General features: G+C 46.1%; 17 protein-coding genes. 7 read left to right on the top strand and 10 right to left on the bottom strand.

Annotated elements, in window-relative coordinates; genetic code table 11:
* Positions 1 to 33: 33 nt before the first annotated feature.
* Positions 34 to 1,986: an FAD-dependent oxidoreductase gene (locus JGK22_RS02695; RefSeq protein ID WP_293176322.1), complete on the bottom strand. Its 1,953-nt coding sequence runs from the start codon at positions 1,984 to 1,986 to the stop codon at positions 34 to 36.
* Between the two features lie 374 nt (positions 1,987 to 2,360).
* On the opposite strand from JGK22_RS02695, the gene JGK22_RS02690 reads away from it, so the two are divergent.
* Positions 2,361 to 4,043, top strand: a complete 1,683-nt coding sequence (locus JGK22_RS02690) for a N,N-dimethylformamidase beta subunit family domain-containing protein (protein ID WP_293312286.1) — start codon at positions 2,361 to 2,363, stop codon at positions 4,041 to 4,043.
* A 393-nt stretch (positions 4,044 to 4,436) separates the two neighbouring features.
* Here the strand turns inward: JGK22_RS02690 and JGK22_RS02685 are convergent, their stop codons facing one another.
* Complete coding sequence (locus JGK22_RS02685; protein WP_293196327.1) at positions 4,437 to 4,907, bottom strand: MarR family transcriptional regulator; 471 nt, start codon at positions 4,905 to 4,907, stop codon at positions 4,437 to 4,439.
* 922 nt (positions 4,908 to 5,829) lie between these two features.
* On the opposite strand from JGK22_RS02685, the gene JGK22_RS02680 reads away from it, so the two are divergent.
* Positions 5,830 to 5,961 carry a hypothetical protein gene (locus tag JGK22_RS02680; RefSeq protein ID WP_293270445.1) on the top strand — a complete coding sequence of 44 codons (132 nt, stop codon included), beginning with the start codon at positions 5,830 to 5,832 and terminating at the stop codon, positions 5,959 to 5,961.
* Between the two features lie 203 nt (positions 5,962 to 6,164).
* Here the strand turns inward: JGK22_RS02680 and JGK22_RS02675 are convergent, their stop codons facing one another.
* From JGK22_RS02675 to JGK22_RS02655, 5 genes are all read right to left on the bottom strand, one after another.
* Positions 6,165 to 6,422, bottom strand: coding sequence for a hypothetical protein (locus JGK22_RS02675; protein ID WP_293185797.1), 258 nt, complete (start codon positions 6,420 to 6,422; stop codon positions 6,165 to 6,167).
* 31 nt (positions 6,423 to 6,453) lie between these two features.
* Positions 6,454 to 6,783, bottom strand: coding sequence for a hypothetical protein (locus tag JGK22_RS02670; protein WP_293185799.1), 330 nt, complete (start codon positions 6,781 to 6,783; stop codon positions 6,454 to 6,456).
* A gap of 102 nt (positions 6,784 to 6,885) precedes the next feature.
* A complete protein-coding gene (locus tag JGK22_RS02665) occupies positions 6,886 to 9,348 on the bottom strand; it encodes a CHASE2 domain-containing protein (protein ID WP_293312284.1) in 2,463 nt (820 codons plus the stop codon).
* A gap of 29 nt (positions 9,349 to 9,377) precedes the next feature.
* Positions 9,378 to 10,307, bottom strand: a complete 930-nt coding sequence (locus JGK22_RS02660) for a DUF1822 family protein (protein ID WP_293216198.1) — start codon at positions 10,305 to 10,307, stop codon at positions 9,378 to 9,380.
* Between the two features lie 31 nt (positions 10,308 to 10,338).
* Positions 10,339 to 10,983, bottom strand: coding sequence for a hypothetical protein (locus JGK22_RS02655; RefSeq protein ID WP_293210507.1), 645 nt, complete (start codon positions 10,981 to 10,983; stop codon positions 10,339 to 10,341).
* A gap of 287 nt (positions 10,984 to 11,270) precedes the next feature.
* Here JGK22_RS02655 and JGK22_RS02650 point away from each other — a divergent pair, with 287 nt between their 5' ends.
* Together JGK22_RS02650 and JGK22_RS02645 are read left to right on the top strand one after the other, a co-directional pair.
* On the top strand, positions 11,271 to 11,435 hold the full coding sequence (locus JGK22_RS02650; RefSeq protein ID WP_293210509.1) for a hypothetical protein: 165 nt from the start codon (positions 11,271 to 11,273) through the stop codon (positions 11,433 to 11,435).
* Positions 11,436 to 11,491: 56 nt separating this feature from the next.
* Positions 11,492 to 12,913, top strand: a complete 1,422-nt coding sequence (locus JGK22_RS02645; protein WP_293231260.1) for a CHAT domain-containing protein — start codon at positions 11,492 to 11,494, stop codon at positions 12,911 to 12,913.
* A gap of 509 nt (positions 12,914 to 13,422) precedes the next feature.
* On the opposite strand, the gene JGK22_RS02640 is transcribed toward JGK22_RS02645, so the two are convergent.
* Positions 13,423 to 13,680 carry a hypothetical protein gene (locus JGK22_RS02640; RefSeq protein WP_293185809.1) on the bottom strand — a complete coding sequence of 86 codons (258 nt, stop codon included), beginning with the start codon at positions 13,678 to 13,680 and terminating at the stop codon, positions 13,423 to 13,425.
* Between the two features lie 660 nt (positions 13,681 to 14,340).
* Here JGK22_RS02640 and JGK22_RS02635 point away from each other — a divergent pair.
* Positions 14,341 to 16,410 carry a hypothetical protein gene (locus JGK22_RS02635; RefSeq protein ID WP_293312282.1) on the top strand — a complete coding sequence of 690 codons (2,070 nt, stop codon included), beginning with the start codon at positions 14,341 to 14,343 and terminating at the stop codon, positions 16,408 to 16,410.
* Between the two features lie 276 nt (positions 16,411 to 16,686).
* Here JGK22_RS02635 and JGK22_RS02630 read toward each other — a convergent pair whose 3' ends face one another.
* A complete protein-coding gene (locus JGK22_RS02630; RefSeq protein ID WP_293185812.1) occupies positions 16,687 to 17,634 on the bottom strand; it encodes a hypothetical protein in 948 nt (315 codons plus the stop codon).
* Positions 17,635 to 17,639: 5 nt separating this feature from the next.
* Entirely contained in the window at positions 17,640 to 19,262 is a 1,623-nt protein-coding gene (locus JGK22_RS02625; protein ID WP_293185814.1) for a glycosyltransferase family 39 protein, read from the bottom strand.
* A gap of 145 nt (positions 19,263 to 19,407) precedes the next feature.
* On the opposite strand from JGK22_RS02625, the gene JGK22_RS02620 reads away from it, so the two are divergent.
* A complete protein-coding gene (locus JGK22_RS02620; protein WP_293191610.1) occupies positions 19,408 to 19,530 on the top strand; it encodes a hypothetical protein in 123 nt (40 codons plus the stop codon).
* 827 nt (positions 19,531 to 20,357) lie between these two features.
* The gene (locus JGK22_RS02615; protein ID WP_293312280.1) at positions 20,358 to 22,370 is read left to right on the top strand and encodes an iron uptake porin; all 2,013 of its coding nucleotides are present in this window, start codon (positions 20,358 to 20,360) and stop codon (positions 22,368 to 22,370) included.
* Positions 22,371 to 22,541 lie beyond the last annotated feature (171 nt).

Genomic DNA, 22,541 nt, shown 5'->3' with positions numbered 1-22,541 from the left:
GGACACGATTGAAAATCCGCCCCGCTGCAAACCTTAGATTTTCAGCACGCCTTCGGGATTCACCGTCAAGAGCGATCGCCTCTGCAAACCCTCCTGGTATAAAATAGCATTAGCTGCCAACAAACCGCTGCTCACCGCCCTTTCCATTAAACCGCAAGGAAAAGGCATTTTTACCCAATCTCCCGCAAACAACAGATTGGGAACAGCGCAGCAAGTCTCCGGCCTTTCCGCATAACTACCGGGCGGATAGCCCGAGAAATTCTTTTGATTTACCAACTCCCGGTGCAGCAGAGTTGCTGCTTTTAATTCCGGTACAATTTCATACAATTCTTGCTCAAAAGTAGCCAGCAAAACTTCCTGGTTGGGGAATTCCTTCTCCTTGTAACAATAAGCGTGCAGTTCCACTACGCTACCGCCAGTTTTCTGATGCCACTCGATGAACTGATCCTGGATTTTGTGGTAAAGTGTGATGCTGTCAGTCAGTTTGTAGCCGGAAAGCGAACTAAAATTGCTGTGTTCCCAGGCAAAATCGCGATCGAACCAAAAACGCCCAACCGCAAACGGATCGGCTATTTTCAATTCCTCAATTCGGCTCTGCACCTGCGGATTCACCTCACCGCTGGCCAAACTAAACAAATGCTGCATCCCCGGAACATCCGCCGCAAATACATAATAATCAGCCTTCAATGTTTCCCCTGCATTCTGCGGTTGCGACTTATTAGGAGCGGTGGCTAACTGTATCTCATCGGATTTTTTATCAACTACTTTAAATCGAGGCAAATCCCGTTGAGCAGGCCCGCTCACAACTCGCCCATCAGCATCAAAAACTGCCCCATGACAAGGACAGTGAAATTGACCGTCATTTTGTTTCTGAACCGTGCAGCCTTGGTGAGTACAGCTCAGAGAAATTGCCTCTTTTCCTCCGGGTGCGGCGGCAAACACGCTGTCGCCAGCGCCGAAATATTCCGTAGAGTTGCTGTCAGTTAACAGCGCGTTTCGCTTTACCCAAAAAGGTACTTTACTCTGCACGTCTCCAGACTGATAAGTCAAAGAATCAATCTGACCGTTTTCCCAGTGAATTCCGCTAACTGCGACATCTGTCAATACTTTGCCACCTTTACTTTCAATGGATCTGGCAATCGGCTGCACCAAACTCGTGCCCATATCTTGCCGCGTGCCGTTGAATGCCAAACCTTCGGGATTTCCGAAAAAGTAAAAGTGGAAGAATTGCATTAATTCTCCCACGCTCAATTCGTCGGGAGCGTTGAGACTGGACTTGGCAAAAGGCAGAAAATACAAGTCGTAAAGTCCGCGCGGGAATTCACCTTTTACCCAGTCAGCAACTGATATATTGTCAAGGCGAGCGAAACTTTTTTGAGTTTGAAAACCGCCGATTTCCCGAAAGACTTGCCAGTGAGCGGGTTTTGTCAGATTGATTCCCCACTTGAGCCTATTCGGAGAAGATATCCCCAAATCAACGATATTCCAGGGGAAAGCTGAATGGTTGGGACGGAAAACTTCTGGTTGGTATTTGCCGTCTCGAAATACAACGGCGTAGGATTCTAAAGATACAAAGTTATCGGTAATTTCTAGTTCTTTGACCACACTTTTGAGGTTGTAGTATTGCGGAAAAAAACCGTGAAAACCGTGTTCCATCATAAAGGTTTCGTTGCCGACTTGTATCGGCCAACTAGCAATTTTACCGCCGAGTTGGGGCGATTTGTCCAACAGCGTCACGGCGAAACCCCGCTGACTCAGTTCGTAAGCACAGGCGAGCCCTGCTAATCCTGCGCCGACAACTGCAACGGTTTTGGGTTTATTCAGCATTCGCGGCAAGTCAAGAGTATCTTGCACAAAAACGGCGGGTTCGGGCTTGGACAATCGAGAGTAGCCCAGCAGCCCGCCTGCGGCACCGACTCCGAGGAATTTGAGGGCGGTTCGTCGAGAAACTGGTGGAGATAGCGGTGGATTGGTTGATTCACTCATAAAGCTGGTTCACACAAATAAATCATCCGATTTTAGATTTCAGATTTTAGATTTTAGAGGCGATTCGCGGATGCTTCCGGGGACTTGTACCTAAAAACATCTCAAATCGGCTTTTCTATCTAAAACTGTTCGGTGATGGGACATACGCCATAAGGCATACATCATAAGACCTAATACATTATATGTGAAGAAAAATTCAGACAAATCACTCAGTCGGAGTAGGACGATCGCGCGTTGGCGAAGCCCTCGAAGAGGATCGCAAATTAATCTATCTCAGGTATGATGTTTCCAGGGCTATTGTAAAGTATTGTTACGCCCGATACACCCAAACCCAACCGTACAATCTATCACCTAAAATTCATAGACTTAAACCAGTGACAGTTAAACTATTGTCGAAATTGCGCCGCCGAGAGTTTCTGAAAGCTTTCTCACTTGGCTTAGCCGCCCCTTTTTTGTCTAACAGCGCAGCACATTCTCAAGACTATTCAAATATCGCAAAAAGTGCTATCGGCACCAATCTCACAGCCCGAGAAAACCAAAAACCCGGAACCCCAGACTGGGAGTTAGAAAATCCTGCTACGAAGCGAGAAATCGAAGGTTACGCCTCTCTGACCAGCGTCAATCTCGGCGGCGAAATTAAGTTATTTGTCAACACTAAAGAACCGAATTATAGCATAGAAATATTCCGCACCGGATGGTATAATGGACTCGGTGGCCGCCGGATGAATGACCCAATTGTGCGGAAGGGAATCAGACAGCCTCCGCCGAGAGAAGATGAAGCATCGGGACTGATAGAATGCGATTGGAAAGACCCGTATATTTTGCAAATTAGCGATCGCCCTTCCGACTGGACGAGCGGCATTTATTTAGCTAAACTCACTGCCAGTATCAGCGGGAAACAAAGTTATATTATCTTTATAGTGCGGGATGACGATCGCAAATCCGACATTTTATTTCAATCCAGCGTTACCACTTTCCAAGCGTACAACAATTGGGGTCACAAATCCCTTTACCGCTGGAACAGCATGGCAAAACAAGCTTACAAGGTTTCGTTTAATCGGCCCTACGCCATGAGTCCCAACCGCAAAGCAGCTTACGGCGTAGGTGCGGGGGAATTTCTGACAAATTTTCAGCCAAAAAGGAGAACTTCGAGCGCTGGTTGGGAATACAATATGGTCAGGTGGCTGGAAAAAGAAGGCTACGATGTTACCTATGCCACCAACATTGACACGCATTTTAACTCCCGGTTGCTGTTGTCTCACAAAGCATTTTTGTCCGTCGGTCACGACGAATACTGGTCGCGAGATATGCGAGAAAATATAGAAGCTGCTAGAGATGAAGGCGTCAGCATCGGATTTTTTGGTTCCAATATTTGCTATTGGCAGATCCGCCTAGAACCCAGCCGAATTACTAGGGAAGTAAACCGAACTGTGGTTGCTTATAAAGAAATGGCAGATTTAGACCCTATGGGTGGATTGCAAAAAGAATTAGGCGCCGTTAATTCGATAGTAAAAATAGCTAATACTGGGGAATTAAGCTATGGAACAGAGCAACTAGAAAGCACTCAAATAGCAACAAGTTACAATAAATCGCCAGCACTTAATTCTTTAGTAACAACTCGCTGGCGAGACCACTCTATCGGAAGTCCAGAAGATGCTTTGATAGGTGTTATGTACGAGACATTTCAAGTTAATTCTGATATTGTGATTGATAAAAATGCCCCGGATTGGCTGCTGGAAAAAACTCAGTTAAAACAGGGCGACAAGTTACCGGGACTGTTGGGTTATGAAGTCGATCGAATGTTTGGCAATGCTCCGAAAAATATAGTTCGGGTCGGGCATTCTCCATACCCTCACGGCGGCGGGACTCGCTATGCTGATATGACGGTTTATACAGCAGATTCGGGGGCGAAAGTATTCGCGACTGGTTCGATGCAGTGGGCGTGGGGATTAGACGATTACAATGCGCCGCAGTTGCGATCGCCTGTTTTAAATGCCGGAGCTCAGCAGATAACGCGAAACGTTTTAGCAAAGCTGTTAAATTCAGCCAAAAAGTAAATTATGTAATAACTATCCTCTATCTCCATAAGCGGCAAGGTAAAGGGAAGCAGAGCCTCCGAATCTGCATTACTAGGCTCTTCCTGGTAACGAGCAACGAGCAAACATTGCTTAAGTTATTAAATTGTTATTCCTAATCAAGGTACGTAGTTGGGCTTAAGCCCTCTTTAGGCCTATGGATAAAGAGGGCCCAAGCCCAACTACGTACCTAATTTTTGTGATGACTATAAAACCATCCTGCTTCTTAACGGGGATGCGAGGGGGATATCCAAGTATAAGGAGTGTTAAATGAACCGTATTGGGCTATAGGTCAAAAAAAGCTGTAGGGTGCGGACTACGTACCCTACAACCTATATGTCACAGATTAAACAGTAAATAGATGTATATGAGGTTTTACCGATCGTTAGATTTGCCGTCAAACACCTCTCTGAGTAACGTCAATCCTGCTAAAACGCTCTCCATCTGCTCCTCAGACAAATCCTCGAACATTGGCGAAATATTGCTACAGGTGAGCGCTTGAATTTCTTCGAGCCTCGCACGACCAGTTTCTGTCAGTTTCAGCACCACCGCTCGCCGTTCCTGAGGATGTTCTTTGCGGTCTACAAATTTTTCCTGAACCAAGCGCTCGCAAATTGCAGAAGCAGTCGGTCGAGTTACCCCCAAATAATCTGCTAACTTGGATAAAGAAGAACCTGGATAGCGGTAAAGAAACATAAGACTGCGAAACTGAGATATCGATAAAAAGGGTTCTCCTTGATTTCGCATTTGGGCTCGAATCGACCCCACAATCAGCGGAATGATTTCCACTACTGCCGCAGCGCAGCTATCGGGGGTTATTCCTGTAGAGGATTGTTCCAAATTCATCTTTCTTCCCCCTGAAAAATCTCCACCATTGCTGTACTCAGCAAGGTGGCGTGAGCAAAAGGGATGCTCGGTTGGTGCAGCATACAAATCAAATTTCATGTTTGAGTAAAAAAACCTTGGCGTCAACAGAGGCTTTCTGTGAAGCTCCTGCACTTGCTCGGAGGGTGCTTCAGTGACTTATTTAGGTTTTTAGTTTACTTTTCCCAGGGGGGTGTAAGTAAGTATAGGCGACTCGGGCATTTAATTATGGACGGATCGCTAATTTGCTTTATAGACAGTACAGGTATTCGCTCTGCACCGCAATTGCAGTAATACTAACTGTTAGCTATTCTAACAGTTTAGAATTAATTTGTTTGGCTAAATTTGTCAATTTATATGAAAATCGTGTGTAAATTTGGAAATTCAATCTGTTTATCAATCCCTGACTTGAATTTACTGCAATTAACTGCCACACGCGGCTATTTTCATTGAGGGAGCTGGAAATGTTGTTTTTAATTTGGCATTGATTCTGTTTGGGTTGTCGATAGCTAACATTGGCGATCGACCGCATAGTGTAAAATTATTTATCTAATTAAGTATTATTACATATAAATTAGGAAAAGTGAGTTATATATATCACAGTTAGTTGCTCGATCGGAAAAAGTGCCATAAATTTTGGAGTTTTTAACTGCCGATGGCTCGCGGGCGACACGCCCGTGCCACAATTAACAAAGATGAGTATAAAAAAAACTGAGAAATTTGGTTTGATTGGTAGCCTTAACACTATTTTCGTAATCCGTACAAGTACCTATCAGATCGAAAATTGTTGGTGCGATCGCAAATCAAGTCAACAGCAAAGGAATGAGAATTAAATAACTTATTGATGGTTCTTGTGGGATGGGCGTCCCGCCCGTCCCACTTTCAAGAGTGTAAATTATTTACTTTGCGATCCAAAACTGAAATATACCGCCGCCAACTTGTCGCCACCCAAAATATCGACTTAGCCGAACTCTACCACGAGGCTTGCCATACTTTGCTCCCAGTGATAGCGCTAGTTAAATTTGATGCAACTTAATTTACAACCTAAAGACATAGGACATAAAAAGCAATTATTGAAAAATTTACGGTGAGAGTTCGATCTCAATCCCGAATTTCCGCTGCTTCAGGTTCAACTGTATTGATTGTTAGATTTATTTTTGGGTTGGAGTCTTTAAAAATATGCCACAGGATTTGATCGAGGGTGTTGAAATCAAGGCGGGATTTGCGATCGCAGGGGAATCAATTGCCGCTATTTCTCAAAATAAGCTGCCGTTGTAATTGCTCAACTAGAGCGTCGGTACAAATGTTGGGCTTGAATCCCTTGGAAGGTGGAGTGCTGGAATTTTGAAGAGTTTTTTTGGGAGATGGCTCTGGCTCGGGTTTTGGTTCGTAGGTGTCTAATATTGCGCTGAGTTTTTGGATTTTCTCCCATAGCTCTACTATCAAGGCTTCTTTTGCCTCGCTCGATAGTTGTTTTAAGTCGGGGAGTTTTTCCATTCCTTTATCTAATGTCTATCTTGTCTTCTTGTTAAAGGGGTTGAGCAATTACCTTATTGGTTCTTTTGCATGATTTAGAAGGGTCGAGTCCACCAGGTTTGGTATTAGAATCGGGAGGTGTGTTAGGTGTTTTTGATACTTTCGATCCGGCCCCGGGTTTCGTGTTTTTGTCTGGTGGTGTGATTGGTGTTTTTATATCCGGCTTTCTCTGGGGTTTGGCGTTTTGTGCGATCGCAATTCGATGATTTTTGACCAAATTATTCTCTACTACAGTAGCTGGATGTGCCGGATTTGCCAGCGCTGACGCAGAATCGATCGCCAAAATTAAACCCAAAACTAACTGCAATTGCATTTTACACATAAAAGCCCTCTTCTCTCCCAGTCCCTCTGAGTTCGGAATTTGCTTGTATAAACGCGGTTTCAACCGCCGAGATTTCTCCGAAATTTCAGCCGCCGAGGCTAATTAAGATCGATCGTACACAAACAAGATACCACCCGTCGCAACTAAAGCCAAAACCGCCGGAACCAAAGGCATCCAGCCACCGAAAGTCAAAATTACCAAAGAACCTTGGTACAGCACACAGATCATAACACCGCTAGCGATCGCCAACACCAAGAGCGATCGACCCCGCCAAACCAACAGCCCGCCCGTCACAGCCACCAACCACACAAAAACAGCATCTCCCCACTGTATCCCTTGCAATTGCGGCAAAACCCACAATAGCGGCCTTTTATCAATTACAGCGCTGAGGATTTGACTCACCATGTGAGCGTGAATCCAAACTCCCGACATTTTACCGTAAGGAGTATCAGAATCCTCCCTCGAAACCTCCGAAGTGTGACCAATTAGGACAATTTTACCCTTGACTAAATCAGAGTTTATTTTCCCTTCCAATACTTCTTGAAGCGTCACTTTAAAAGCTGGCTTGGGGTTGGCGCGGTAGTTGAGCAATATTTGACTTACTAGCGCCTTTAAATCTTGATAACCTCCTGTACGAGTAGCCAATCTTTTGAATGTAACATCAGCGATTCGCCACTCTTGATTGTTACTTATCTGTGATTTTATTCCTTGATTTTCCAACAAACGCAAAGCTAACAGAAAGCTGAAGCTAGTGGGAATTTTACACTTGTTAGTAAAACTAGAAAGATTTGGTTTATAGGAAAGAGATTGACGGCGAATACTGCTACCTTTTTCATGGCGCAATTCATCCGGAGTCAAATCGCTAAAACCAAGTTGATTGGTTAATTTAGCCTTAGACAATTCTGGCGGCGGATCGTAATTTATATCATTGGAACCATAACTGCATACAGTAATAATATTAGGATTGCTATCAAATAGGGAAATTAAATTTTTTCTTCCTGGCTCCCTTGCCACATTTCGGTGCATATTCAAACCAATTGCTATAGGTTTAAACTGCTGCAATTTGTCGATCGCCTTTGCTAAAGTAGCATCCGTTTGGGGATAGCCGTACTTCTCGGCATCCTTGTTTGTAACTTCCACAACCAGCAACCGATTGTCGATTAATTCCGGTTCGCGCTGGCTCATTAGTCGATCGAGCATTGACAATTCCCACGGCTCCATCACCCCGAAATAGCGCGTTCCCATCACAGCCAGGGTACAGCCCGCACTCGCCAAAATCACCGACTTCAAACGCGAAAAAACATTAACCGGCGGTCTTTTCCCAGACGTGGGAAGCAAAGTCAAATCCGGGGCCACAGCAGGCGAATCCGGTGCCAGCAAAAAATCGTTCCAAACCGCAGGCTTCGCTGCCGGATGCTGCCAAATTACAGGCAACCAACTAGCACAAGGAAAATCCTTTTCCCAACTCTCCAACCGCCGCCGTGCTTCCCCCGCTGCTGCATACAAAGACTTGCCATCCACAAACTCTTTAAGAAAACACTTTAAAAATTCTTGAGCCACAAAATCCGGCACAAACTCCCGCATTAAAATCATTTGCGGAATCATCTGAAAATCATCTAAATTTCTAGCCAAACCCAACCCATCGCAACAGTTAAAAATTGCAAGTTGCAAACCATTTTTTACCGCTTTCCTCAAGCCGCACCACAACTCATTAATTGTCAAAAAATCAGTTTGATTGATATATATTTTTCCAATATCGTCCTCAGTTTCCCCGTGTCCTGCAAAAAATATAATATCCCAAAATTGCTCCCAAAGTTCGTCGTTAATTTCGTCCTGTTTCGGTTCCACTAGAAACCTCACCTCAGCATTGGGAGACAAATCCTCCAAAATTTTCCTATCTTGCGTGATATCAATCCCAGCGCTGTTTCCCAGAATTGCTAAAATCCTTACCTTAGACTTGCGGATAGGTTGTCCAGGATTTTCCAGTGTTACATAGTTTAATTTACTCAGCGAAGGTTCGGCTTTCGGAAATCTTTCAAACAAATCCCACTGATTCCAAGGCAGTTTGTGCAAGTGTTTGTCATTTGTGCAAATCAGCACCCTTGCCTCTTCATCTGGATTTAAATTGTCCCCAATTATTCTATCTACCCTAGCAAATTCAGGAGACTTGAGCCAATCATTCAGCATCAACACAAGTTTTTTCCCAGACTCTTTGCAATCATTCACAGGACTTCTTGCATTAATCTTTTTCGGTTTTATCCGACGAAAAGACAATCCTTTAGCCACCGTCGATTTCACAGCAGTATTTTTTTTGGCATCTTTGTGCAAAAAAGGGTAAATTAAATGCACTAAATTTTCCTGGTGATGCCGGGAATTTGTTCCCATAGCTCGATATTTTTCCCGCCAATGTTCTTCTTCAAAAGCTGCTATTTGCGGGTTGGCTGGCAATGTTTTACTTTCCGTAAAGTCCGTAGAGGGAAATTGATTATTTTTCCCAATTTTTATGGTGCAGCGAAAACCTTCTTCGCAATCTCCGTCTAATTTCAAAACAATTAACTTATCCACAATTCACACCCCCTCTTGATAAGTGACAATTAGATCAAAAAATTTTCAGTCACGCTGAAATCGCCCAAAGCCAACTTGACACTAAAATGCTCTCCCGGTTCTCCGCTTAACTCAAAAAGCAAATTTTCTGTTTTATTTGCCCTAGCTTGCATCAGAGGTTCACCTTCATCATCCAGCACCATCAACTGCAAATCGTTGGGCAAGTTAGTTTGACCGTTTGTGGGATAAACCTCTACCGAAATATCGATATCTGGTTCATCGGTTGTCATCAATTCCACAAATAAAGCTACTTGCTCTTTTCCCCACTCTAAGTTGAGTAATTTGCCTCGCTTGACTGGTACGCGTACATCTGCTGAAGCACTTTTTTCGACTACTTGGGGACTTCGGAAAGCAAACTGCAATTCTGGTTTTGACTCGAACAGTGTTTGGGCTGTATGCCAACCGCTACCGACAATATTGTGCAACCACTGACTGAGATTTACAGGCTTGAGCTCGTCTAAGTATTCTAGCAGGTTGTCGATCGACTCCAACTCGCTAAGTGGAACTTTTTCTCGATCGCCATTTTTGACAAATCCCAGCAACTTCACCTCTTCGAGAGATTGGCCGATCTCTACAGCAACATAACCGATTCTGTCCGATCGCACTTCTGCCGGAATCGAGACACCTTCTTCACCAGGGCTTACCCAACGGCATTCCAGCTTGCCAATACCTTTGACATCCAAATCCGCAATATCCATGAATTTCTGGATCGCAGGATTCCAAATATTGCTGGCATCCAAATCAGTGTCTATTTCCATACACTGAAAGTAGAAATCGACTGCGTGCACAGCCAAAGCATTGAGATAAACCTGTTTGGCTTTCCCCCGGTCACTTTGTTGCTGTGCAAGGGTTTGAGCGCTGCGGTAGGCTGCTGGGGCGATCGGTATTGTCAAAACTAAATCAACTTCTGTGTTATTCATGATCCATCTCTGCTTTTGGGTTTTGAATGTCCTACAAGTATTCTCGGAATCTGGGCGTGAATTTCTCCAAAGACCTCTGGTAAAAACTGCTCAAACTTGAAATACTTACTCCTAACTCTTCGGAGATTTGCTGCAAGCTTGCATCTTCTATCACTCTCTTGACCAGCAACAATTTAAAGTTGACGTGGGCGTGCTTTCTCATCACTTCGTTTTGAAAAATATCGCCCGGATCTTCTTCAATCATCTCAATTAGACCTGCTGCGATTGGACAAGATTCATGTTCGACCTGCTGCTTTTCCATTTGATTGAAAACGGGTTCCATATCTCCGTAGTATACAGTTGGTAAATCTTTCCTACCTATAACTTTAGGGGTGGTTTCTTGAAAACATTTAACTATCAAGAAGTTTACCCACTGGCTGACCTCTTTTTCAGGTCGGTAGTTGTGAATTTCCCGGGAAATGCGAAACATCAGTTCCTGTTTGGCTTCCAGCAAAATTTCCTGATAAATTGCGTAGGAAAAATTCTTATTCTGCGGACAGTTAATGATTTTATATTTTTCAATTTCCATCACTAATCTGGTCACAGCTTTCTGTCGCCCTAAAGTTTTAGGCTGGTGATTTTTGGCAGCTATGGCTAGCTGTTTGAGCCGATCGTCAATTTCGTCCTTAGTAGGCATCTCTTGTTCCAAGGTTACTCAGAAAAATAGTCTCCAACCAGCTATGCAGGCCACCGGGTTGAGCGAATGCTCCCAGAGCGACTGGTGCGCCCGCTGTCGGAGCCGCCATATCCCCTGCAATGCCTTCTATTTGCCTATCTGTCGGGATCTGCGATTTTTATGCAAAACTTCTGCATAATTTACAAAACTTTACATAATTCGCGAATTTCTGGGCCCAGGGGCGGTCGTTGGTGCGCCAGGAATCAGGCGTTGCGGGCTGTTCACCCGATAGGAGATGTTTGGGGTTTGTGTGGAATGCTATAATCGCGATCGCCAGCAGAGTTAATTATTTACAGGAAGCGCGATCGGCAACCGAGCAGGACGATCGCACTCCGAACCAACGGTTTTTACGATCCAGAGTGGTGCAGCAGTCAAATAAGCCGTTATTATTGTTTCAAAAAATTCGATTTTAACCATCATTCCCAATTCTTTAATCGCAAATCGAAAATGGTCTAACCGCCCCAAAACCATGCACTACCAATCCCAGCAGCACCGTCAAAAACACGCAACTCAGAAAAAAATCAAAAGAGCTATTTTTTACTGTTTGACAGCCATACTTTTCTGCTGGAGCACCGCGAACCTCGCTACCATTGCCCAAAAGCCAGAACCAGGCGGACTTAACGGGCAAGAAATGAGACAAATTCTCGATCGCGGAAACCTCACCGAAGCCGTCACCAGAATCGAAAAAGACTGGGAAGAAGACTATCAAACATACTTTGAACAAGACTTTGCCGCCCGCGAAAAAACCGCCCAATCAATATCAAAAACTCTTTCCCGCCTAGCAGTTCAAACTAAGAAAAAACCAGCTTTAATTTACGCCATCCCGCGCACAGACCAACTAGAACTAATCTTAATATTGCCCGATCGCCCGCCAATTAACCGCAGCGTCCCCTCAGCCCAAAAAGACAAACTGGTGCCAGTCGTCCAAGCATTTACCAGCGAAATCACCAAAGTAGCACAAATTAATACTACCAGCTATCTAGAATCAGCTCAACAACTTTATCAATGGATAATTGCACCGCTAGAAGCAGACTTGAAAATAGCAAAAATTGACACCTTGCTGTTCTGCGTCGGCGAAGGTTTGCGAACGGTACCCCTAGCAGCAATGCACGACGGAAAGCAATTTTTGATCGAAAAATACAGTATGTCGCGGATTCCGGCATTCAAGCTGATAGACATCAATTACGCCGATCTCAGAAACTCCCACGTCTTAGCAATGGGAGCAGAAAATTTCTCAGAAACCGCGAACAAACAACCGCTACCGGCTGTTCCGTTAGAATTAAGTGCGATCGCCCGACAGTGGCCAGGTCAATCCTTTATCAACGAAGATTTTACCATCGTTAACTTGCAATCGCAGCGACTGCAACAAAGATACGGCATCATCCACCTGGCGACTCACGCGGAATTCCGCCCCGGAAGCCCAGATAACTCCTACATTCAATTTTGGGATAACCAACTCAGATTATCTCAAATGAGAGATTTGAAATGGAACAATCCGCCACTGGAACTGTTAGTATTGAGCGCCTGTAGAACTGCCTCGGGAGACAAAGAAGCAGAACTCGGATTTGGCGGCTTAGCGTTGCAATCGGGAGCAAAATCTGCCCTCGCCAGTTTGTGGTATGTGTCAGATGCGGGGACTCTGGCGCTGATGACAGAGTTTTACCAGCAGTTAAAAATCAGCAAACCTCAAGATCCTCCAATCATTAAAGCTGAAGCTCTCAGGCAAGCACAAATTGCTGCGATCAAAGGTAAAGTCACCATAGAAAATGGGCAACTGCGAAGTTCTAGGGGGGAAACTCCGTTGCCGCCGTCTATCCCCAAACTTGAGAGCAAAAATTTATCGCATCCTTATTATTGGGCCGCTTTTAGTACGATCGGCAGTCCTTGGTAATTGTCGGGGAGAAACAGGTAAGATGCCTGTTCCACTATGGGGGAGAAACAGTTATAGCGGATCTAGCTCTCATATGAGGTACGTTGTTGGGCTTGAGCCCTCTTAGTTGAAGGGTTATGTAAGCTGTCAGTCATACCTCATCTTTTTGAGAAAGGCTATAAATCAATACAGTTTACTTAAGATAGTCATTGCGTAATTGTGGGAAGAAACAGGCAAGATGCCTGTTCCACTATTGGGAAGAAACAGGCAAGATGCCTGTTCCACAATTGAGGGAGAAACAGGCAAGATGTCTGTTACACAATTGGGTTTATTTAAAATATTGTGGGGTGGGCTTCTAGCCCGCACAAAAAGTTAAATCTTTTGGGCCGCAATTGAGGGATAAACAGGCAAGATGCCTGTGCCACAATTGGGGGATAAACAGGCAAGATGCCTGTTTCACAATTGGGTTTATTTAAAATATTGTGGGGTGGGCTTCTAGCCCGCACAAAAAGATGAAGCCCGCCCAATTTCTAGACTTTGCCCGATCGCTTAATCAGTACACTAATCACTTGTCCTGGTTTTGACCCTCGCTGCGGAGGACTCCAATCGCCGACGGCTGCAAATCCCAGCCGGTACAACGTGTGGATGGTTTCTAAAACGGCTTTGTGGGAACCGAAAACGGTTATCTGCAAGACTTCCTGTTCCGATTCAAAGTCGTCATTTGGACGATCCTCTTCGAGGGCTTCGCTAACGGACGAGTTATCGTCAGGCAAAAATTCCTGTGACATAATATGGTCTCCTAGTTTTTGGTTTTTCTGGTGAGGAAAACCCAAAAACCCAGCCGCCCCGCATACTAACAAAAGGCAGGGCGGCGACAGAGAATGTTATCCTCGATCAGCCTCCATACTGCTCATCCCAGTTTGGCGGTTAGCTGTCCTTAGCTGTTACAGCAGCTTTGGACAGTGCAACTAGATTTTCGGGCGACGCTGGCTGCTTCCTCTTCGAGCAAAGCAACCTTAATTTCACAGCGTAGCGGCTTGTGGGGCCGCCGTCAATGAATTTTAGATTTTAGATTTTAGATTTTAGATTTTAGATTGAAGAATGGCTCTGTTTGGTAAGTCGATCGCTCTTGGATGGCGATAATTGTACGGAACGATATAGCAACCGCCACTACCGATATTGAGATAAATATATAGAATAGAATCGATATATGCTAGGACTCTTTAGCATAAACAGTTTGATGCTCGTACTATGTAACTGTCAGCGGTCAACTGTCAGCGGTCAACTGTCAACTGTCAACTGTCAACTGTCAACTGTCCATCGAGCCTCTTGACCGATCGAGGTGATACGCTATAAAACATAAAGTAATTCAATATCTGTAGCTGTCGCTCAACCAACCACCACCAACCTGTGACAAATCAAGCGGGAGCCTTCAAGGGGAAACAAAAATGAAAAAATTAGAATTTTTACTACAGAAAGAGGGCGATCGCGCCTGGTTGCCCCTAGAAACCCCCGACGTGGAAATTCTAGAAGGCAAATATCGCGTCGTGGCGCGCATTCAGCACCCCAACACCGACATCGAAATTCGCATCATCCATACATCCTTCGACGAAACAGCCCCCCAGCGGAAAGTCCAAAGCAGATCGGCCCGCACCAACCCCGAAGGATTAGTCGTGATTATTCCCTACACTCGTCTCAAACCGGGAATGTGGGAACTCTCCTGCTTACCAGATCCCAAATCAGAACCAGCAAAATCTTGGCAGTATGGCGTGCAATTAGAAGTATTGCCCGCAGAATCGGAAACTTCCGAACCCCTACCGGCGATCGACTCCTCCGAAGCCGCAGCCTCAGAAAACGCAGCAGCAGTCGATCGGACACCAACCGAAATCCCAGCCCCACCTCCACCTCCACCGCAGCCGACCAAAATCTACCAATTCCCCCTTCCCCAAACGCCTCAGCCGCCGAAACCCCCAGTCAAACTCGAACTTGAACTCGTACTCGATCGAGAAACCTTCATCACCCAACTCGGCCGCCCCTTAATCATTTCCGGCAAAATCGACATTCCCCAACCACCTCAAAAAACCAGAAGAACACCACCTCCCATCCCCGAATCGCAACTTCAAGAACTCCAAAAACTCATCGGTTCAGCACAACTGCAAATTTACCTGCGAGACCCCCAAACCTCACAAATACTCGCCCAAATCGAGCAGCCGATGCCAGAACAAGCTCCTCCCTGCATCTTTGCCTGCGTTACCTACATCCCACCCGACTGCAAAAGTCGCCTAATTTTAGGAGAAGCAATTCTTAGCAGCGGCGATGTAACTTTAGCCACCAAACTATTTACAATTACAGCCGGTTTAGAACACCTGCTAGAAGCAATTAAAGACGATTTCATCGAAGAAAAACATCAAGCCGAACCCTCTCCAACAGCAGTCAGACCACCTCGGAAAGAAGTACATCCATCCTTCCTCCGGGTAGCACAAAAAAGCTTAGATCTGCCATCTCCCGCAGAAGTCGCTATCAATGAATCTTTAAGCAATGAATCCCTACCCCCTCAACTAAATTCCCGCCAGACTCCAAGTGCGGGCGGCCTAGAATTGCCGGCATTCGGTAACAAACTGCCCGACAGCAGCCGATCGCAATTGCTCTCAGAAATCACCAATTCGTCTAGAACATCCGCCGGGGCGATCGACCAACCAACCAAACCCTCAGACATCCCAACTACCCCAGAAAAGGCCGAAGTTCGGGCGATCGACCAAAAACCCCAAAACACTCCCGAACCAGAAACACCAGCCCCAGAACCTACGCCACCCCCCTCACAAAAGGCATTTCAAACCTTAAACGTCCAAAATAGATTTTGGTCGCGACTGAGTTCCCTAGCCAGCACCGGCGAATCCCCCGAATGGCTGAAAGCAACCAGCCTGTCGCCAACTCCAAAAGCCACCCCCAATACCAGCGAAGCCATAACAGTCGTCGAAGAAAGCAGCCCAACTAAAGTGCAACCAGCAATCAGGGAAACCATTTCCCAACCGCAACCTACTGGCCCGGAAGCGAGAGAATTTGTGGTGTTTGACGAGCCCCCGCAGCCGAAACAAGTTGCTCAAAAAACCACCAAAGTAGAAGCAGAAGCAACTCCACCAACTCCCTACGTTTTGTCAGAAGACGAGTCAGTACCGATGCCCATCCTGGAATTGCCGCGCGCCCAAATCCTTGCAGGCCAGGCTGTAATAGTGAAAGTGCAACTACCGGAATTAATGCCGCGGATTTATGTAAAAGTTTGGGTATTCGATCGGCAAACCTACCTAATTCTCGACGGGCCGCGCTGGATTACCGAATTTACAGCTACCGGGTTGGGAAATATGCGAGCTAGTATCGAGTTAGAGATTCCCTACGGCTGCATGGAAATTGAATTTGAGGCGATCGCCGTCGAAATGCAAACTCAGCGGGAAAGTCACAAAGTCAGCGTTCACCGCCAAGTTTTACCGCCAGCCGCGCCCACTTTGCCTCTGGAAGGTTAAATTGTCGATCGCTCGCTCGATGAATAATATTCACATCAACAAGCATAATAAAATTGGTTCGTAGTGAGGACTTTAGTCCTTCTTTCCAATAAAATTGGTTCGTAGTGAGGACTTTAGTCCTTCTTTTCTTATGACTGAAATCCTCACTACGAACTAATTGGACTATCGGTAATCTACCGACGATAATTATAAGGACTAAAGTCCTTACTACAAACTTAATTGCCGACGATAATTATAAGGACTAAAGTCCTTACTACAAACTTAATTGGTATCTTTTCAAGTCGATCGCACTAACTGCCGAAACTTCTTCTTAAACTTATTCTTATACACATAGATCGATCGCTGAAAATCCTCAACTTGCAGCGACATCTCCGCAGCCAAACCCGTGCGATTCCAAGCATCCTCCTGACACTTGCGGCGGCAAAAATTCATCGGTTCCGAGTAAACCTTAGATGTCGATAAAGTCGGCTTCGGCCCGCACCAGTGAATCACAGTCGCCGACTCGCGATCGCCCGCAGGCCCGTTTTCTGCCACCGGAAACCGCTTTCTCAGCAAATCCTGGTCAAAATCCGGCACCAACAACTGCATATCCACATTCTGCACCCGCAGTCGATTTTCCCCGGCCGCCCGGAAAATCATAAAGTTCAAAAACCCCATTTCTCCGTACTTAAATATCCCCGGATTAGCCTCCGTAAAATCTAAAATTTCTATGTATTCTTCCAAGCTAAAAATACCGCGTTTAGCAAAAAAAGTACCCGTGCAGAAATAGTTCGATCGCGATTCCGACCACCGAAACTTCGGGAAATGCTTTTCAACGCCCGGAATATCAAAGAAAAACTCCGAAACATCTGCATCCGAGTAATCGTAACAAGGCTTATCTATCGTAAAATCAAATTCTTTAAAATTAGCCAATTTCAGAACATCGCCCCAGACGATCGTATCGGCATCCAAAACCATAAAATTCGACCAAGGGCTTTCCCAGAAAGCAATCATTTTAGTTTTACCCCACCCAAAACTTCTTTTCCTGAGAACCTCTTGGGAAACGTTTGTGCGATCGATAACTCGCACCCCGTAAGACTTTTCCAAAGCACTCACAGAAAACGTACCATCAATCAACAAACAAATCGGTACATCTCCCAGGAAATATCGAATGCTAGCACAGCAACCCTTAGCAAACAGATAATCCTGGTCGCAGCAGGCAATAATAATACCAAAATCTTCCATAACTCTCACTCTTTTTCTAACTTGCCAACCCACAACATTTGGATTGTTTGTTTTTTCGGCACATCTATTTTCGAGTTGTGCATTTTTGCCAGCTTAGCACTAAAATTCTGCGTTCGCCCGTAAACAAAAACATCGCTAAAACCGCTGGGAATTTTGGGTATCGCGGGTGGGTCTAGCAACTGAGCTTGACGGCGCCCTTCCTGGTCAAGCAACACCAATTGCCACATCACTTTCGGCTCTAACAAATGACTCATTGACAGTATATTTCCCAGAGTGACTTCCGAGATATCACTGACAACCAGCGGCTTAGGAGCGCGATCGATCCTCCGAGCAATTACGGGATTTTCCCGGCCCAATTCCTTAGTCCACCAAGTCTCGGCTTGAGAACTAACAATATTCGACAGCACAGAGCCCGTTAGCAGTACAACTGTCAGAACTTTCCACATCTGCCGTTTCCAGCTTGGCACGCCCAGCGCGCTAATTTTAGTCGCTAACAGGTAAGCAACAGATATTTGCATCGCCAAATAAGTCGGAAATAGATAGCGAGGTTTAGTCGATCGGATTCCTCCCAATATAACATCTGGTAGCATCACTGCCACTGCTGTCACCGCCATCAACACCAGCAAAAACAGCCAAACCTGTTTCTTTGTCTCACAACACAGAAAATAAACCGCATAACTTACGATTGCCAATAAAATCAAAGTCGCTGCCATCAACCCAATCAAATTTATTGATGTAGCCTGAGAATTTAGCCCAAAATCCCAAAAAACACGACCGATATTCCCGCTCCAATTATTAATCAAAGATAGCAAATTACTGTCTCCATTCGCCCAAAGAGTCGCCTCTTTTGCTGCCTTTTTGTTTATTACTAGAATCACCATCCAAGGCAGAAAAGCTACCAAAGACAAGCCAATTGCCATCACGTAATTAACTACCTTGCGATTCAACCTATAACCTTGCATTCCCCATACATAAATTCCGTGTCCCAAAGCGACTAACAGGCTAAACAAGTGTGTGTAAAATCCCAGAATAGTTGCTACTGCATAAATACTCCAACTTAGCTTAGTTTGAAGCCGCATTGCTCTCAGCAGAGACGCACAAGAAACTAAAATCAGCACCGGCCACAAGCTGTAGGGACGAGCTTCTTGAGCGTAAAGCACGTGCAAGGGAGAAACTGCTAGCAATCCCACGGCTATCCACGCCACTTCTGGTGCTGGAAACAATTCTCGGCACAGCCAGTACAGAGCGGGAAATGCTAACAAACTCACCCAAACTGAGAAACTTCTCGTCGATAAAGGAGAATCACCGAATAGTTTTCCCCAATACTTGACTGCCAGAAAATATAGAGGCGGCAGTTGAGGTTCTTCAATGGCAATACCTTTAACTGTATCGCCAAAATTTTTTGCGGGATTGGAGCGCTGATATTTCATCAAATCTTGTGCGCCGACTAACTGAACGCTGCTTATTTCATGCAGCACTTCTGTTTGCGTGTATCCCGAAATCCGCAGGGAAGTAAATACTTCATCATACCAATAAAACTTTGTGTCGATGTTGGTGAATCGAAAAAACAATCCTAATATCAATAAGATAACTACTAAGAAGCCCAGTTTGCTTTTAATCAAAGTCATAGATGGAAGGTGGCAAAAAAGATAGATGCTGCGCCTCAATGTAACATACCAGAGCGAGGTTAAGTGCATTGCCACATCTACAGGTTCTTCGATCGCCCTCTAATAATTTGTGGCATTTATTTATTGTGTTAGTAGCGAATGAGGAATGTCCTGGAGGCACTCCTTGCTCTCATACACCGTTTTTTTTACTGCGATCGATCGCATCAAAGCAAGTATTTTCGTCCATTTGACCGGGTTGATCCGTCCAGGAATGGTGAAGGCTCAATAGCTCCTTGTTCGGTAGCATAAATCACATACAAAAGGTGATTTGAAAGACATCGGCTGTGCCAAAAAAATAACTGGCTGTAAAACTCCTTCGCAGCGAGGGAACAAAACTTTAATTTTAGGTCACAGACATTCAGTCTGCTGCCACTGTCAAACTACAAAAAAATTGTGTTAAAATAGTGGCAAATTCAAGTCGGCGAACGGGGCATCTCAAAAATGCCGATCGCGCTGGCAAGTCTCGACTGGTGGGCGCATCAGAACACCCAAATTGGTCAAGACTGGAATTTTGCCCCCACGGGTGCATCTAGCAGCGTTTAACCTTCCGTTCCCCACTGCTGGCGGAAAAATAACCCCGTCCGGGCCGCGAGGTTTAAAGTTAGGTTAAAAAGCTTGACATAATAGGATCGAAAGCTGTATAAGGAATGCGACAAGCAGCCCTAATCCTACCTATAAGTGTGTGTTAACTCAGACATAAGCAAGGACTATCAGTATTTGTCAGTTTGAGGCGATTGTGGTCTAACCCATACCACTGGTTGTCGATCGCCCTTTGGGAGAAAGCAACTCCAGCAAGTCTGGCGATCGACAGATGAAATTAGCAACTGATGGTATAATCAAGCGTAGTGTAATGTGGGCTTGACCTAAATTGGGGTCTGGGCTGTAAAAAGGGCCAGCCTTCTACGTTCAAGCAGGAACTAGACACGCCTACTGTGCATCAACAGTTATGGATAGGTTCTATTTTTTTGGCAGTTATTGTCAACAGGCAAGGAACCACAAAAAGTATCAGTTGGGAATTGCCGATCGAGTTGAATAGAGTGTGAAGGTGTGAGGAAAATGAACAGAACTTTTTGGAATTTACTTCTAGTATCCCCGGCAATTCTGGGGCTATCATCAGTCGTCAGTACCGCTGCGATCGCTACTGAAGCGACCGCAACCGCTGAAGCCAACCAGGTAGCAACAGCACAGCCATCTGAGTCAAAAATTGTAGAACCAGTTGCAGCAACCCCTGCTGCCCCAGAAAAGCTGGCTTTAAACAGCATCGCTCCGGCGGCCGAAACCCCGATCGCCAACTCCGCAGACGCCGAAAAACTGGCAGCAATCGCACCAGAAACCAGCGCCACAGAACTGCAAACAGCAGCGATCGACATCAATACAGCAGCACCCATCGCCCCCGCCACCACAGCGGCAGCGATCGCTCCCCTACCTGCTGTCACCACAGCCCAACCATTGCCCCAAGCCTCAGACTTGGCAGTGGAAAGCACCCCGACAGCAACCGCCAAAACTGAAGTGCCAGCAATTGCTAGCACCCCAGCCGCCAAGGTAGAAATTGCTCAAACAGCACCCGCAGGCATGGGTGGCCCGATCGTCCCAGCAGCACCCCAAGCCCTCCCCGCCGAACCATCTGGAGCCATGTCCCAAGTGACATCGGTCTCTCAGCTCTCCGACGTGCGGCCGACAGATTGGGCATTCCAAGCCCTGCAATCGCTAGTCGAACGCTACGGTTGTATCGTAGGCTATCCCGACGGCACCTACCGCGGCAACCGCGCCCTGACTCGCTACGAATTTGCAGCCGGCGTCAACGCTTGCTTAGACCAAGTAACCAAGCAAATTAGCTCGGCAACATCGACCTTCGTCACCAAAGACGACTTAGCCATCCTGCAACGCCTGCAAGAAGAATTTGCAGCCGAACTCGCTACCCTGCGCGGACGAGTAGACGGTCTGGAAGCTCGCACCGCAGAACTCGAAGCCAACCAGTTCTCCACCACAACCAAACTGGCAGGAGAAGCCATTTTTCTCGCCAGCGACAGCTTCGGAGATGGTATCGGCCTGCGCGACGACAAAACTTCCACCACCCTCGGCTACCGGGTGCGGTTGAACTTCAACACCAGCTTCACCGGCAAAGACTTGCTCAGAACCCGCTTGCAAGCTAGAAACGTCGCCAACTACGGTGCAGCCACTGCCACTGGTACAAACATGGCTCGCGTCGCCCTCACCGGCGAAGACGGCAGCCAATTCTCCCTCGATCAATTGTGGTATCGCTTCCCAGCAGGCAACGCTACAGTCTGGTTCGGGCCGAAAGGACTGAGGCTCGATGACGTTGCCGAACTGACTACTCCCTTAGAAAGTCCTAGTAGCGGCGCTATCTCCGCGTTTGGACGTTACAACCCAGCAGTGTTCCGCGGCCCCGAAGGAGCAGGTGCTGCTATCAAATACAACTTTGGCGCCGTGAGAGCCACAGTCGCCTATCTTGCCTCCGACGGCGATGCTCCCAACCCAGCTAATGGCCGGGGCGTTTTCGACGGTTCTTTCAGCGCTTTGGGTCAGCTCAACTTCTCCCTAAGCAAATTTATTGACATTGGTGCAACTTACAACCGGAAATACAATCGGGGTGGCGATGTTGCGATCATGGGCGGCACAGGCAGTGCCTTGGCTAACCGTCCCTTCGGTCAAATATCGACTGCATCAGATAACTTTGGGGTACAACTTAACCTCAAACCCAGCCCGCGCTTCCAGTTGGGTGGTTGGTACGGTTACACCAAGGCTCACCAAGAACGTGGCGCAGATCGAGACGCTACTATTCAGAATGGTGCTCTTTTCTTGGCCCTGCCAGATTTTGGCAAGCCTGGAAACCTCCTCGGTTTTATTGCCGGCGTACCGCCAAAAGTTACTGAGAGCGATGTCAGAAGAGATCGCGACACCTCTTATCACTTAGAGGGTTTCTATCGCTTCCAAGTTAATGACTTTATTTCGGTGACACCGGGCGTTTACGTGATTCTGAATCCGGAACATAACAAACAGAATGATGATATCTGGGTAGGAGTCCTGCGGACAACCTTTAGTTTCTAAGGTTCCCTAATATCTAGTTACAAGTAAAAGCGGCAGGCGACTGCCGCTTTTTCTTTTTGGTCAAAAGCAACGGAGGAGACGGCAGTGCCGTGTCCCTACCGAAAATAATATTGTAGGGAAACGGCACTGCCGTCTCCTAATTTTGGCTACTAATAATTCCGATGCCACCGG

It is taken from the genome of Microcoleus sp. PH2017_08_TRC_O_A (assembly GCF_020738665.1).
GTDB lineage: Bacteria > Cyanobacteriota > Cyanobacteriia > Cyanobacteriales > Microcoleaceae > Microcoleus.
This window is presented reverse-complemented; position numbering and strand designations above follow the sequence as displayed.

Excerpts from the sequence above, each read along its gene's own strand:
- JGK22_RS02635 (WP_293312282.1), top strand. The coding sequence starts at position 14,341 with ATGAAAAAATTAGAATTTTTACTACAGAAAGAGGGCGATCGCGCCTGG.
- JGK22_RS02660 (WP_293216198.1), bottom strand. The coding sequence starts at position 10,307 with ATGAATAACACAGAAGTTGATTTAGTTTTGACAATACCGATCGCCCCA.
- JGK22_RS02670 (WP_293185799.1), bottom strand. The coding sequence starts at position 6,783 with ATGTGTAAAATGCAATTGCAGTTAGTTTTGGGTTTAATTTTGGCGATC.
- JGK22_RS02675 (WP_293185797.1), bottom strand. The coding sequence starts at position 6,422 with ATGGAAAAACTCCCCGACTTAAAACAACTATCGAGCGAGGCAAAAGAA.
- JGK22_RS02695 (WP_293176322.1), bottom strand. The coding sequence starts at position 1,986 with ATGAGTGAATCAACCAATCCACCGCTATCTCCACCAGTTTCTCGACGA.
- JGK22_RS02655 (WP_293210507.1), bottom strand. The coding sequence starts at position 10,983 with ATGCCTACTAAGGACGAAATTGACGATCGGCTCAAACAGCTAGCCATA.
- JGK22_RS02640 (WP_293185809.1), bottom strand. The coding sequence starts at position 13,680 with ATGTCACAGGAATTTTTGCCTGACGATAACTCGTCCGTTAGCGAAGCC.
- JGK22_RS02630 (WP_293185812.1), bottom strand. The coding sequence starts at position 17,634 with ATGGAAGATTTTGGTATTATTATTGCCTGCTGCGACCAGGATTATCTG.
- JGK22_RS02620 (WP_293191610.1), top strand. The coding sequence starts at position 19,408 with ATGTCCTGGAGGCACTCCTTGCTCTCATACACCGTTTTTTTTACTGCG.
- JGK22_RS02645 (WP_293231260.1), top strand. The coding sequence starts at position 11,492 with ATGCACTACCAATCCCAGCAGCACCGTCAAAAACACGCAACTCAGAAA.
- JGK22_RS02625 (WP_293185814.1), bottom strand. The coding sequence starts at position 19,262 with ATGACTTTGATTAAAAGCAAACTGGGCTTCTTAGTAGTTATCTTATTG.
- JGK22_RS02615 (WP_293312280.1), top strand. The coding sequence starts at position 20,358 with ATGAACAGAACTTTTTGGAATTTACTTCTAGTATCCCCGGCAATTCTG.
- JGK22_RS02685 (WP_293196327.1), bottom strand. The coding sequence starts at position 4,907 with ATGAATTTGGAACAATCCTCTACAGGAATAACCCCCGATAGCTGCGCT.